The following is a 14,239-nucleotide window of genomic DNA, read 5'->3' on the forward strand; positions in this document are numbered from 1 at the left end:
CGATGTTGCGCTGGCGGGGCACTAGGAAAGATATGCGGTATTGATCCGATAGCTGCCCGGAAAATTCGGATCCCGGGCGATCTCGACGATCACCGTGGATCCGGGCCGGGTCTGACTGGCGCCGCGCTCCAGAACCCGACCATAGCCCGAGATACCAGTAGCAGTGATCCTGGTCGTCTGCTGGGCCGGCTTGTTGAGGAACGCTGCCAACTTCTTGCGCTGCTGCTGAAGCGCCAGCGTGATGGCCTTCTCCGCGGATGCCTGGTCGGTGAAGGTGGACACCATCGGCTTCTTCTTTTCCTTCGCCAGCCGATCCCGCAGCCAATCGTCGCTCTTGCCTGAGTGCTTGGCGAGAACGTGACCACCGCCCACGCCCTCATGAGCGTTCAGGCCCCCGCCTGGGATCCCGCAGATATCTGCCGGATCGTCGCTACGTGCTGCTGCGACCAAAGCGCGCGGCTTCTTCTTGCAGCCCTTGACGCCCCGGAAGCGATCGACAACATCGTCGAGGGCCTTTTTGGCGTCCTTGATCTTATCGTAGTGCTTGATGAGCCCCGGAATGAGCTCGCCGAGCGTCTTGAGTAGCTTGAGTCCCTTGCCGATCGGCAGGATGCTGGCAACCGTCCACAGGCAGGCGACGAAGTCGCCCTTGACGAAGCAGTCCTTGATGTCGTCCCAGCCAACGATGCCTGCGAGGATCGTCTTCCAGTTGTCCTCGAAGTACTGCTTGATGCCGTTGAGGCTGAGATTTCTGGCCGCCAGATACGCCTGGTAGGCCTCCTCGCCGAGGACGTCCCTGAGCTCGGCCTCCTCGGCGGCAGAAAGTTGCACCGGCGGGGCGTCTATATTCTTGGCCGCCGCTTCGCGCTCTGCGTCCTCGGCGCGCTCGGCAGCCTTCTCCGCCTCGTCCGCGTTGGCCTGCGCCTTCTCGGCGTACTTGACGACGGCGTCGACCGATTTCTGCGTCCGCGCGGCCGAGTCCTGAGCCCGCTTGGCCTCCTTCTCGGCGGCCGTCGCCGCCTTCTGAGCTGCCGCAGCGTCGAGTTCGGCCCGGTTCGCGGCAGCGTTGGCCCGGTCCGCGTAGCCCTGCGCAGCGCTGGCGGCCTGGCCGGCGATGGCGGCGTCGCTGGCTGCCTGGTTGGCAGCGGCACGTGCGGCGCTGGCCTCCTGTTGGGCCCGCTGGTCGTGCTGGTGCGCCCGGGCGGCAGCCTCGCGGGCCAGCGCCCCTTCCTTGGCTGCCCGTGCTGCCGCCTTACGAGCCCGCGCCGCCTCCTTCGCCGCTACGGCGGCGCTCTTGGCTGCGTCAGCCGCGGCCTGGAAAGCCGGTCGCACCAGGTCCGCAGCTTCTTCCGCGGCCTGGCTGGCGCGCGCCGCGGCCGCGTTGGCCTCGTTGGCCCTGTTCTCGGCCTGCGTCGCCTGCTCCGCGCCGATGCTCAGCGCGAGCTTGGCCACCTGGGTGGCGAAATCGGCGGCGAGGTCCTCGCCGAGGAACGGGGCAGCCAGGACGATCGCGGTGCTCGCCGGCTGCGCCAGCGCCGAGGCGGCCTGCCGGGCCGCGCCCGCGCTGCGCACCGCGTTCTCCGCCTGCTCGGATGCCGAAACGGACTCCCGAGCGGCCGCGTCGGCCTCGGCCCGCACGCGTTGTGCTGCCCACAGCGCCTGGATGGCCTCGTTGCGCGCCTGCTCGGCAAGCCGTTGTGCGTTGGCGGCCCGGTCCCGGGCCTCGATCTCCTGATGGGTGGCGGTCGCCGCGGCGGCGTCGGCGCGCAGTGCTGCAGCGTGAGCGACCTGGGCCTCCCGCTCGGCGGCGCTTGCCGCTGCGTCGGCCCGACCGGCCGCCGCCTGAGCCTGCCCGGCGGCGTGCCAGGCGCGGCCGGCGGCACGCTGAGCTTCGGTCGCGGCGGCTCGGGCGCCGGCGGCGGCGCCGGTGGCGGTGTTGGCCGCGCCCCGGGCGCCGCTTGCGGCGGCGGTCGCGTCGCCAGCGGCCTGGTTCGCCTGCGGGAGCAGCGCCAGCGCCTCGTCCCTGTCGGCTTGAGTCTCAGCTTGCCTCGCAGCGGCCTCAATGGCGGCCTTACGGGCGTCGGCGGCCCGCTTGGCCCGCTCAGCACGCACCGCGTTGTCACGCGCCCGGGCGCTGGCTGCCTCATGCTCCTCAGCGCGGTCGCGAACCTCGCTGGCGCGCTCCTCAACACCCTCGGCCCGCTCGCGAGCCCGGGTCGCGTCGCCGGCCAGCCGGACGGCTTCGGCGCGAGCGCCGCTGGCGATGGTGGCGTTACGCTGCGCTGTCTGGTAGGCGCCGGCAGCCTTCGCCCGTTCCGACTCGGCGACGCCCCGCCAGCGCGCGGCGTTGTCGCGCTCCTGCTCGGCGAGGAGACGCTTCTGGTGTGCCCGGTCGGCCGCAGCCTCTGCCTCAGCCTCGGCCTTCTCGGCCAGCAGACGGGCGTCGTGCGCGCGGTCGGCGGCGTTCTCGGCCGCATCTGCCTCGATCTTCGCTGCCCGGGCGAGGGCCTCGGCCGCCTTCGCGTGCTTCTGCGCCTGGAGCAGGAACTTTTCAGCTTTGGCCTTGTGCGCCTCCGCTTGGTCGGCGTGACCGGTGGCCTTGTTCGCCGCGATCGTGGCGTCGATGGTGTGCGCCGCGGTCTGGGTGGCGCCAGACGCCGCGGCGGCGGCCTGGCTCATGCTCTCGGCCAGGTTTCGCCACTGGGCGCCGTACGGCATATCGATCTTGACTAGCCGGTCTGCATGCGTGCCAGCGGTCCGTGCGGCGGACTCGGCCAGCACCGCGGCACTGTGCGCGGCATCCACCTGGTTGGCGATGAGCGGCTTGAGCTTTCCGAGCTCCTGCGACTTCTGGGCCACAGTGCTCGGTCCGGTGATGACCCGCTCGCCCTGTCGGGCGTGGTCCGCCGCCAGGTTCATCGCGTTCGCGGCGGTCTGGAGTTGGAGCACCGCCTCGCCATTGGCTTTGATGATCTGGGTTCGCGCCTCGGCAGCCTCCCCCGCCCGCCGAGCGAGCTCGATAAGCTCCTGGGTCGCCGCTAAGGCCGCCTCGTCGGCCTTCAGCTTGGCCTCGTACGCGTCGGTATCGGCCTTGGCTGCCTTGATGTAGGCGTCGCTGGTGAAGAACTCCAGGATCGCGGCGTCACCCTTGGCCAGCGCGTTGTTGGCGGCCTTGGCCACGTTGACGCCGCCTGCTGTGGTCAACGCTTGGACGCGGGACCGAAGTTGGGCCGCCCGGGCAGCCGACCAGCCGCGCTCACGCTCGTCGACAGCGGCCGCGAGCTTCGATCCGTACGACAGGAACGCGACCCGGTCCTCCGGTGTTCCTTTCAACACCCGCTCGACCTCGGCGTTGAACCAAGGGCCGCCGACGCCCAGTTTGCCAATCGCCGCGATGTTGTCGTGATCAGCCTTGCTTTTGCGGGCCTTCGCGGCCTTCTCCGCCGCGGCGTGCCCGCTGGAGATGAACTCCATGATGGCTGGATGTCCGCCGGCCAGCGCCGCCTCGGCGGCTTCCCGGATCTCCGGGTCCTCAGTCGTCTCGGCGATGTTCATGACCGTCCGGCGGGCGACGGCCTGCGGGGTGTTGTCCCCGTTGGCGCGGCCCTGCCATCGTGGTCGTTGCTGCTCCTGCTCCCGCAACGACGCCAGCGCCTGTTGCGCCAGGGTCGGCGAGCCGCCGTCGGCTTTGGGCGCCGCGTGGGCGACCACCGGGGCGAGCGGCGCGAGGACCACCGCCGTCAACACCCCCACGAACCAGCTACGCGCGTTCATGACCGCGCCTTCCTCTCAGGTCTCGTTGATGGGTCACCGGGTTGCGGCCGGTGGCCTGGATGCAGTCGGCGCATGGACGTGCTCCATGACTGCCGGGTAGGGCGAATCGCAGGTCAGCCAGCGGAACGCGGGGCCTTGGGGCGAACGGCGTCCGCGGCCGCCTGGGCCTGGCGCAGCACCCCGTTCCAGTAGGCGGCTCGCTCGTTTGCGGCGGTGATCTCTTCGTCCCACTCCTCGACAGACTTCGTGGCAGGGTCGGTGACGGCGCCCCAGTTCGGGCCACCGAAGCGCTTCGCATCGGCGAGCACCGTCGCCCACAGAGCCGCCTGCTCCTCGGCGACCTTCCTGGCGTCCACCCATGCCACCCGGGCCGGGGTCGTCTGGCCCGCCACCGCCCCCCATGCGTCGACGGCGGCCTGCCGCAGCGCGTGCTCGGTCTCAGCGGAGGCGTTCTCGGCTTTGCGCTGCGCGACCAGGGCCTCATCGGCGAGCGCGGCGATAGATCTACGCCAGGCCATCTCGCGGTGGAAGTAGTCGATCCGATGCTGGTCCAGATCCATTCTGGAGGCCGACGCCCAGGTGAAGGCGTAGAACTCGACGATGTCGGCGTCAGTGGACCCCACCCGGGTGGCCCAGGCGGCTGAGATCTTGACCTGCTTGCCAGGCGCCCTGTCGCTCAGCATGAGCACGTAGTCGCGGTCGAACTTCTTCAACGCAGCCACGTGCTTACCTTCCGACTCCCTGATACGGCGGTCCGCGAGGCGCGCCTTGGCGTAACCGTCGGCGACGAACCGCGCCTTGACATCGGGAAGGCTGGACGCGCGGGCGCGCCGCGCCTCTGTCATGACATGCGGCGACGTGGCATCGTCGTGCATCCGCAGGATCTGGTCGATAAACGCCTCATCCCGCTGCTCGGTCGCCTGCGCCTGCTCGAGCGCCAGGGAGAAGTCTTTGTCGATAAAGCGCCTGACGAGCGGCACGGTGGGGCTGTCGTAGGCGAAGGCGTGGTACGCGGTCCGGCGCACGAGAGGGTAGGGGTCCTTGAAGGCGATGAAGCGGACCAGAGCTGCGTCATGGTCCGACAGCGCGGCAGGCTTGAAGGCGCCCAGACTGGATCGTTCGGACGCTGCCGGCGATCCCGGCGCAGCAGCCGCGGCGGAGACAGTACCGAAAACAGCGGCTGTCAGCCCCAAGGCGATCGTCGCGCGAAGTGCATGGCGAATCACGAAACCTCCCAGGTCAGGTGCGTCTGGGCCGCCCGCGATCCGTTGGGCCCCCGTGAACTCCAGGTGGGCATAACAGCACGAGACACTGCCGTCGCGACAGTCGGACAAATCTGGCCGGAGATTGCCATGATCTGCTAAACGGCAGGTCATGACAGTGATGGCAGTCGATGGTCGACCAAGTGTCGGTTAAACGACATTGCTGAAGCTTGTCGTCGCCGCCTCCCCGTCACTACATTCCGGATCGTCGGCTCCAGAACGCTGGTGCCGGTCAATCGACTGCCGTCTGACCCACCGTCCGGGCGGCCCGCGGGAGGATCACTGTGAGGAAGACAACAGCGGGGATGGCCCGAAAGCTGGTCGCCGTATCGGCGGCCGCTGCGGCACTCACCGGTGTCGTGCCCGGCGCGGCGGTCGCCGTGCCGGACGGCCCTGCGTCCCACTTCGCCGTCGACTCCGACCCGGCCGACCCGGCGCTGCCCGACCCCGGCGACGGCAACGACCCCGATGTCCCCGGCGCTCCCGGCGACCCCGGAGGCGAAGATCCGGACGGCCCGTCCGAGGATCCGACCACTCCCGACCTCGACCCGATGACCAGCATGCAAGAAAAAGCGAAGGCAGCGATCATCGTCGGCCTTCCGAGCGACGACGACGAGTTGCTGCTGCTGCCAGACCGCGACTTCACCTGGGCGGTCTGGAAGAAGGCCAAGCCCAACTCCGAGGTCCGGGCCGAGGCTGAAATCGCCATGGACGGCTACGACCCCAAGAGTCGACTCTGCGATGCCTGCGCCTCCTTCATCCGGGACAAGATCTTCAAGGCCAACGACCGGGACATCCGCAACGAGAAGGAAGCCAGCGAGCTGGCGCGGATCGCGCGCGAGCGGCGTCAGCAGGCGGCATCCAAGGTCAAGATGAGCCTCGGGACGACCGAGGAACAACAGGCCATGACGCTGGCCCAGAGCGATCGCGACTTCATCTTTGAGCTTTGGGGCTACCTACGCCGGGAAAAGCCGCGCTTCACGAAGACGATCAACGACGCGACGACGTCGCTGGATGGAACGGCAGACGACCGGGTGACGTACCTGTCCACCGGCCTGGCCGCCGCCTTCGACGCGGACACCACACGGATCATCAACGAGGATCTCGCCGCCGACAAGGAGGCTAGGGAGAAGGCGCTGCGGTGGGCGGCCCGCGAGTCAGCGTGCAACGCTGTCGTGGTCGGCTGCGCTCCCAGCTGGGAGAACATCAGCGGATACGACTTCCTGCGCACGCTGCGCGACAAGATGGACCCCAAAGCGTTCGTCATCACCTCCGACCGCATCGAGACGCTGCTCTCCGACGGCGACGAGGCGGTCTGGCGCGAGTTCATCGACAAGGGCATCCACGCCGCCAAACAAGAGGACCGGGAACGCCTGGCGAAGTTGGACTTCGAGAACTGGAAAGCCACTGTCGCCAAAATCCGCGACGAAGCTGAGCGTGACGGCTTCAAGAACCGGGCCCGAGCCGCGAACAAGGTGCTGGCCACCGCGAAGAAGCTGGGCGAGCTGAAGGCTTTCTACCACTCGTACCAGAGCATCGGCGAGGGCGACAGCGACATCGCGGCAGTCTACGACCACAGCGCGAAGGGCACGAACTCCATCGCGTTGTGGACGTTCAGCAAGATCGGCCAGCAGAAGGGCGCGGTGAAGAAGGTCTGGACGACCCCGTCGGGCTGGGCGTTCAACCGCACCCAGATGGTCACCGGCGACGTCAACGCCGACGGCAAGCGGGACGCGATCGCGCTCTACAAGATGAAGGACCTGCACTACCGGGTCTACCTGTTCGAGGACATCGACTCGGGCAAGGCGAAGCCGCGCAAGGTCTGGGAGACCACACCCAAGACGGCTACCGCCGGCGCCAAGCCCACCGGCTACCAGATTGGCTTCCCGATGGCCGGCGACTTCGACGGCGACGGGCGCACCGACTTCGGCGCGTTCGGCCGGTCGCCTGACAACAAGCCGAAGTTCCTCACATTCAAGGCGATCGCCGCCGGCGTCACCCTCAGCGAGCACGCCACCGATACGCCGATGCTCAGCAGCTGGCCGGTGGTCGGTGAGGTGACCGGCGACAAGAAGGCCGATGTCGTCTCGGTGGTCTTCGAGGCGGACAAGACCAAGCTGTTCCTCATGCCGTCAACGGCCAACGGCATCGCCAAGCCCAAGGAGATCTGGAGCGGCAAGGCAACCGACTGGGCCAAGGCCGACCTCCGGATGCCGGTGGCCGGCGACTTCGACCGTGACGGCGCCAGCGAAATCGCCGTGATGCGTAGCGAGGGTGGCTCCAAGACGGAGCTGTGGAGCTTCGACAAGCTCAACGGCGCCGTCACGGTGAGCAAGAAATGGAACAGCACCACCTGGACCGCCAACGTCAACAAGCTGGCGGTCGCTGATACCAACGGCGACGGTCGGGACGACCTCGTCAGCCTGTACCGCTACAACGACAAGACCACCAAGTTGTGGGTCTTCCGCGCCAAGGGCGACGGCTTCGAGGCGCCACGCAACCCGTGGTCGGCCACAGCCTGGGCGTGGGACAAGGCGGCGTTGACGCGCTGATGGTCCAGTGTTCTTGCGGGGGTCGGCGCGTTCGCGCCGACCCCCGCAACGCGCTCGGCCGGTGAGTGGCCGCCGCTGAGGCACCGGCCGGACCAGCACGGACAACGGTTGAGCCGCAGGCCAACAACGCAGGGCCGGCCTGCCGCTACGCCCGCTTGGCGGGGCTAGCCCTTGAGATCCGCCGCCGATGGCCGTCGACGTGACCAGCTCGAAGTCACATCGACATCGGTGGCATTCACGGACCAGCGCGACGTCCTCGTCCCGGACCCAAGCTCCTCCCCGGCCGCGCGATTGGTCGCGCCTCAGAACGATTGTGGCGCCCCAACCCGTCTCTCAGTACGTGCCGGTGGCGGCCGTAGCGGCGATACTGCGTCGGGATCCGTTCGACACCGAGGACGTGCTGGAGTCGCCGGCGATGGGCCGCTACCGCTTCCGCGACTTGCTGCGCGTTCGGCCGCCGGGTGTGCGCTGCCGGCAGTGATCAGCTGGCCAGGTGGTGGTGCCAGGCGACGGCGGCCGGGTCGGTCAGCGACGCCACCTGGTCGACCACCACCCGTAGGCGGGCCGCGTCGTCGGGCGCAGCCCGCCACAGCGGCGCGAAGACCGGATCCAGACCGGCCGGGGCGCGCAGCGTCAGCGCGTGGGTCAGCTCGATGAGGATCTCCCGCTGCCGCTGGTAGCCGGGCTCGGCGCCGCGCCGCCGCAGCACGTACCGCAACGCCAGGCCCTTGAGTAGCGCCACCTGCGCGCGGACCTGCCGGGGGACAATGAGGTCGGCGTCGTAGTGGCGCAGCGGGCCGGCGCCGTAGCGCTCCCGGGTGGCCAGGACCGCGGCGGCGCTGAACCGGCCGGTGAGTACGCTGGTGGCCCACTTGAGCGCCACCTGGGCGCGGTGGCTGCGGTCGTAGCCGGCGAGCGCCGCCAGGACCGGGTCGGCCAGCAGCGCCGTCAGTTGCTCGGACAGGTAATCCAGCGGCTCGTCCGAGTGGACCCGGGCTACGTCCGCGCACAGCTGCGCGCGCTCGTCGGCGTCGGCCAACAGCAGCGCGACCGGGACGTGGTCGCCGTAGATGCCGTCCTCGACATCGTGGACCGAGTAGGCGACGTCGTCGGACCAGTCCATCACCTGCGCCTCGAGGCAACGTCGGTCCGGGTCGTCGACGGGAGCGGCGGCGCGTAGCCAACCGAAGATCTCAAGGTCGTCGGCGTAGACCCCGAACTTGCGTTGGCCGGCGCGACGCGGCCACGGGTACTTGCACACCGCGTCGAGGGATGCCCGGGTGAGGTTCAGGCCGGCCGAGCGGTCGTCCGGCCGGAGCACTTTGGCCTCCAACCGCACCAGGACCCGCAGTGTCTGCGCGTTGCCCTCGAATCCTCCGCAGCCGGCGGCGACGACGTTGAGCGCGTCCTCGCCGTTGTGACCGAACGGGGGGTGGCCCAGGTCGTGCGCCAGGCCGGCGACGTCGACGACGTCGGGGTCGCAGCCCAGGCTCTCGCCGGTCTGCCGGGCGATCTGGGCGACTTCCAGCGAGTGGGTGAGCCGGGTGCGCAGGAAGTCGCCGCTGCCGCCCGGGCCGGGGTGGGCGGGGCCGCTGCCGGCGGTGTGCACCTGGGTCTTGGTGGCCAGGCGCCGGAACGCGGCGCAGTGCAGGACCCTGGCCCGGTCACGTTCGAACGGCGACCGGTCCTGGCCGGTCTCCTTCGCCGGCTCAGGGGACCACCGTTCGTCGGGCGCCGCGTCGCTCACCGGGGAAGCGTATCGGGCTAGGCCGGGAGAGGGGCCCGGCTGGCTCGGGTCGTCGGCGTCGGGCCGCCGGTAGTGTCGATCTGGCGCACGCTCAGGGTGGCCTTGGCGCCGCGGACGGTGGTGGTCAACCGTAGAACGTAGACCCGGTCGGCGCCGGCGGGGATCCGGTGTCTGGTCACGACGGTGGTCCGCCAGGAGCGGTCCGGTCCCGGGCGCAACGACAGGCTGGTCTGGCTGGGCTTGACGCCGGCGAGACCAGCTTGGACGGTCACCACCGCGCTGGCGCCGGCGGGGACGGTCGCGCGGCCGCGTAGCAGGTTGTTGAACGTGACCTGCTGGCCGAACCGTCCGCCGTTGCCGACATCGAGGCGGATCTCGCAGACCCTGCTGCGGGTGGCGGACGGGCCGTCGTCGCGGACGACGAAGCGGTCGAATGTCGCCCCGAACGCCGCCGGGGTTCCCAGGATCATGGTGGTATGTCGTAGGTCACAGCCGTTGCCCTGGATCGACTGGACACCGTTGATCAGCGCGCCGTCAGCCGGTGGAGGCGCCGGCGCCCCGTGGGCCGCCGAGGCCAGGGCGGCGACGAGCGCCATGGCCCCGGCCGCCGCGGCTGCCGTTGGCCCCGCTCGTCGGGTCACTGTCGTCGGCATCTGTTCCCCCGCCCGAAAAGTCCGGAACGCCTAGGATCAGGGTACGCCAGCGACCGCCAGACCTGCCGACGACACCGTTTCCCGACAGGCGTCGGGCAACGGGCGCCGGTCAGCGGGAGTCGGAGCCCGACGACGCGACGGCCGCCCGGCCCGCCTCCAGACGCGCGATCGGCACCCGGAACGGCGAGCAGGACACGTAGTCGAGACCGACGGCGTGGAAGAAGTGCACCGACTCCGGGTCCCCGCCGTGCTCGCCGCAGACCCCGACCTTGAGATCTGGACGGGCGGTCCGCCCCTCCTCGACGGCGATCCGCACCAGCCGGCCGACCCCGTCGACATCGATCGACTCGAACGGCGACACCCCGAAGATGCCCAACTCCAGATAGCGGGAGAAGAAGGCGCCCTCGACATCGTCGCGGGAGAAGCCCCAGCCCATCTGGGTGAGGTCGTTGGTGCCGAAGGAGAAGAACTGCGCGGACTCGGCGATCTGGCCGGCAGTCAGCGCCGCCCGCGGCACCTCGATCATCGTGCCGATGAGCACGTCGACCCCGTGGCCGCCCACGACCTCGTCAACGATCTTCTCCGCCTCGACCCGGACCGTCTCCAGCTCCTGCACCGCGCCCACCAGCGGGACCATGATCTCCGGCTTCGGGGCGCCGCCGCGGCGCGCGCACTCCACCGCCGCCTCGGCGATGGCCCGCACCTGCATGGCGAACAGGCCCGGGATGACCAGGCCCAACCGCACGCCGCGCAGCCCGAGCATCGGGTTCTGCTCGTGCATCCGGGTGACGGCGGCCAACAGTTCCGCGTCGCGGCCGGCGTCCTCGCCGCGCGCCTGCGCCAACGCGACCTTCACCGACAGCTCGGTGTAGTCGGGCAGGAACTCGTGCAACGGCGGGTCGATGAGCCGGACGGTGACCGGCAGTCCGTCCATCGCGGTGAAGATCTCGATGAAGTCCGCCCGCTGCAACGGCAGCAGAGCCGCCAGCGCCGCGGTACGGGCAGCGTCGGTGTCGGCCAGGACCAGCGCCTCGACCAGCGACCGGCGGTCGCCGAGGAACATGTGCTCGGTGCGGCACAGGCCGATGCCGGCAGCGCCGAACCGGCGGGCGCGGGCGGCGTCCTCGCCGGTGTCGGCGTTGGCGCGCACGCCCAGGCGTCGGGCGCCGTCGGCGTGCCGCAGCAGCCGGTCCACGGCCGTGACGAGCGGGGATGCTTCGGCGCCTACGGCGCCCTCGAAGTACTGGACGACCTCCGAGGGCCGCACCGGGACCTCGCCGAGATAGACGGCGCCGGTGGTGCCGTCGATGGAGACGGTGTCGCCGTCGTTGACGGTGACCCCGCCGATGGCGAACCGCCCGCCGGCCACGTCGACGTCGAGAGCGTCGACGCCGCAGACGCAGGTCTTGCCCATCCCGCGGGCGACGACGGCGGCGTGGCTGGTCTTTCCGCCGCGCGAGGTGAGGATGCCCTGGGCGGCGATCATGCCGGGCAGGTCGTCGGGGTTGGTCTCCCGGCGGACCAGGATGACCCGGGCGCCCGGGTCAGCGGCGACGATCTCGGCGGCCCGACGCGAGTCGAAGACGACCGTGCCGACGGCGGCGCCGGGCGAGGCCGCGATGCCCTTGGCCAGCCGCTCGGGGGCGGCGTCCAGGTCGAAGGCCGGGAACATGAGGTGGGCGAGCTGGGCGCCGCTGACCCGGCCGAGGGCCTCGTCGATGTCGATGACGCCCTCGTCGACGAGTTGGTTGGCGATGATGAACGCCGCCGCCGCGGTCCGCTTGCCAACCCGGGTCTGGAGCATCCACAGCCTGCCGCGCTCGATGGTGAACTCGATGTCGCACAGGTCGCGGTAGTGCGCCTCCAACGTCGCCATGATCGACATCAGCTGGTCATAGGAAGCCTTGTCGAGCTGCTCCAGCTCGTCCAGGTGCAGGGTGTTGCGGATGCCGGCGACGACATCCTCGCCCTGGGCGTTGGCCAGGTAGTCGCCGTAGACGCCGCGGGCGCCGGTGCCCGGGTCGCGGGTGAAGGCCACGCCGGTGCCGGAGTCGGCGCCGAGGTTGCCGAAGACCATCGACTGGACGTTGACTGCGGTGCCCAGGTCGGCCGGGATCCGCTCCTGGCGGCGGTAGAGCACGGCGCGGTCGGAGTTCCAGGACCGGAAGACGGCTCCGACAGCCATGTCGAGCTGCTCACGCGGGTCCTGCGGGAAGTCCCGTCCGGCGTGCTCAACGAAGATCTTCTTGTAGCTGTCGACCAACGCCCGCAGGTCAGCGGCGGTGAGGTCGAGGTCGCTGGTGACGCCCTTGGCCGCCTTGGCCGCGTCGATGGCGTGCTCGAACGCCTCCCCCGGCACATCGCAGACGGTCTTACCGAACATCTGGATGAGGCGGCGGTAGGAGTCCCAGGCGAAGCGGTCGCCAGCCTCGCCGCCGGTCTGGGCGGCCAACCCGACGACGCTGGCGTCGTTGAGGCCGACGTTGAGGACGGTCTCCATCATGCCGGGCATCGAGAACTTGGCCCCGGAGCGCACCGAGATGAGCAGGGGGTGACCGGCATCGCCGAGGGTCCGGCCGATGGCCGCCTCAAGCTTGTTGAGGTGCGCGGTGATCTGCTCGGCGAGCGCCGGCGGCTGTGCGCCGGTAGCCAGGTACGCCTGGCACGCCTCGGTGGTGATGGTGAATCCTGGCGGCACCGGCAGCCCGAGGTTGGTCATCTCGGCGAGGTTGGCGCCCTTGCCGCCGAGCAGATCCTTGAGATGCCTGTTGCCCTCGGCGAAGGCATAGACGAACTTGCCGGTAGACCGGGTAGCCGGCTGCTGGCCAGTCATGTGAGCCTCCTGATCGCCGTGGGGTGCTCGCGTCGGGTGACGCCGGCCGACGCCGACAGGACCGGTGTCGGTCACCGGCCGGTCGTCTACCGTTGAGCGGACGTTATGCGACAACGGCCCGCGCTGGGAGTGCCAGGTGACGCTTGGCACACTGAGGTCGAGATTGCCGCAAGATCACGCTCGCTGGGGCGGCTTTCCGAGCAGATTCCGTCAGCCGGTCACCCGTCCGGGCTGGCGGGTCGGCAGCATGAGAACCAGCCGCGCCCCCGGCTCGGCGGGCTCGTAACGGACCCGGCCGTGGTGCGCGCGGGCGAGCTGGTCGACGATCCACAGGCCCAGACCGACCGAGCCGTCGGCGTCGACGGCGGCGAATCGTCCGAACAACGACCCACGGACGGCGTCGGCCACGCCCGGGCCGTGGTCGCGCACCTCGATCGACACCCAGCCAGGCACCTGCTCGACCCGCACGACGACCGGCGGCTGGCCGTGCCGTCGGGCGTTGGCGAGCAGATTCACCAGCATCTGTAGCAGCCGCTCCCGGTCAACCTCGATCGACAGGGCCGGGTCGACGTCGACGGCGATGCCGGCCGAACCGACCAGTTCGACGGCCTCGTAGAGGACGTTGGCCAACCGCACCTGCTCCAGGTCGAGTCGCAGCGAGCCGTTCGCGTCGATGCGCTCCATGTCCAGCAGGCTGGCGGCGAGCCGGTTGACCCGGTCGACCTGACGCAGGACGTTGTCGAGCAGCCGGGCCCGCTCGGTGGGCGACATGGTGTCGTCCTCGCCACGGACCAGCTCGACGGCCAGTTGCATGGTCGCCAGCGGCGACCGCAGGTCGTGGGCGAGAGTGGCGCTGAGCGCGGCCCGCCAACGCTCGGCCTTGGCGATCCGGTCCCGATCCCTGCGTTGGGCGTCGATCTGGGTGGCGATGAGCAGCCCGACCAGCAGCGCGGCCACCACGATGGTGACGGCGTTGGCGACCGTCTCGGCGCTCTGCTCGACCGAGAGCAGGCTGCCGGCGTAGCAGACGGCGGTGACCGGCGCGAGCGCCCAGGCCACCCAGCGGCTGAAATTGAGACCCACCCAGGCGTGCAGGAGGACGAAGTACGGGCCGGTGCCGGCGGCCAGGCCGTCGAAGGCGAGCGTGGCGTACGTGATGATGGCGATGATCGGGGCCGCGAGAACGAGTTGCCACTGCGGGGCCCAGCGACGCCACGGCCCGAACCAGGCGACGGCGGCCACGATCGTGTCCGCGATGGCCACGGCGACCTGCGCCGGTGGGTTGATGCTGATCGCGACGATCATGAAGTCGAGGGCGGCGACGAACGCCATGATGAGACCGGCCTGCCGGGCGGCAGCCCAGGGGCCGGCCTCGACCGGCCTGAACCACGACTTCGACACCGTGGCCCGAGTCTACG

The 14,239-nt window shown here is 70.0% G+C and carries 7 protein-coding genes; 1 reads left to right on the plus strand and 6 read right to left on the minus strand.

Annotated elements, in window-relative coordinates; all coding sequences use genetic code 11:
- Positions 1-21: 21 nt before the first annotated feature.
- Positions 22-3,774 carry an RNase A-like domain-containing protein gene (locus ABD287_RS04185; RefSeq protein ID WP_344168454.1) on the minus strand — a complete coding sequence of 1,251 codons (3,753 nt, stop codon included), beginning with the start codon at positions 3,772-3,774 and terminating at the stop codon, positions 22-24.
- Between the two features lie 113 nt (positions 3,775-3,887).
- Entirely contained in the window at positions 3,888-5,150 is a 1,263-nt protein-coding gene (locus ABD287_RS04190; protein WP_344168455.1) for a hypothetical protein, read from the minus strand.
- A 191-nt stretch (positions 5,151-5,341) separates the two neighbouring features.
- On the opposite strand from ABD287_RS04190, the gene ABD287_RS04195 reads away from it, so the two are divergent.
- Entirely contained in the window at positions 5,342-7,588 is a 2,247-nt protein-coding gene (locus ABD287_RS04195; RefSeq protein WP_344168457.1) for a hypothetical protein, read from the plus strand.
- A gap of 481 nt (positions 7,589-8,069) precedes the next feature.
- On the opposite strand, the gene ABD287_RS04200 is transcribed toward ABD287_RS04195, so the two are convergent.
- The 4 genes from ABD287_RS04200 to ABD287_RS04215 form a co-directional block, all read right to left on the minus strand.
- Positions 8,070-9,335 (minus strand): deoxyguanosinetriphosphate triphosphohydrolase, encoded by a 1,266-nt coding sequence (locus tag ABD287_RS04200; RefSeq protein ID WP_344168459.1) that lies wholly within the window; start codon positions 9,333-9,335, stop codon positions 8,070-8,072.
- Positions 9,336-9,352: 17 nt separating this feature from the next.
- Entirely contained in the window at positions 9,353-9,988 is a 636-nt protein-coding gene (locus tag ABD287_RS04205) for a hypothetical protein (protein WP_344168461.1), read from the minus strand.
- Positions 9,989-10,097: 109 nt separating this feature from the next.
- The gene (gene ppdK / locus ABD287_RS04210; RefSeq protein WP_344168463.1) at positions 10,098-12,821 is read right to left on the minus strand and encodes a pyruvate, phosphate dikinase; all 2,724 of its coding nucleotides are present in this window, start codon (positions 12,819-12,821) and stop codon (positions 10,098-10,100) included.
- A 210-nt stretch (positions 12,822-13,031) separates the two neighbouring features.
- Positions 13,032-14,222: a sensor histidine kinase gene (locus ABD287_RS04215; protein WP_344168466.1), complete on the minus strand. Its 1,191-nt coding sequence runs from the start codon at positions 14,220-14,222 to the stop codon at positions 13,032-13,034.
- Positions 14,223-14,239 lie beyond the last annotated feature (17 nt).

The sequence above is a fragment of the Pilimelia columellifera subsp. columellifera genome, assembly GCF_039532605.1.
Lineage (GTDB): Bacteria > Actinomycetota > Actinomycetes > Mycobacteriales > Micromonosporaceae > Pilimelia > Pilimelia columellifera.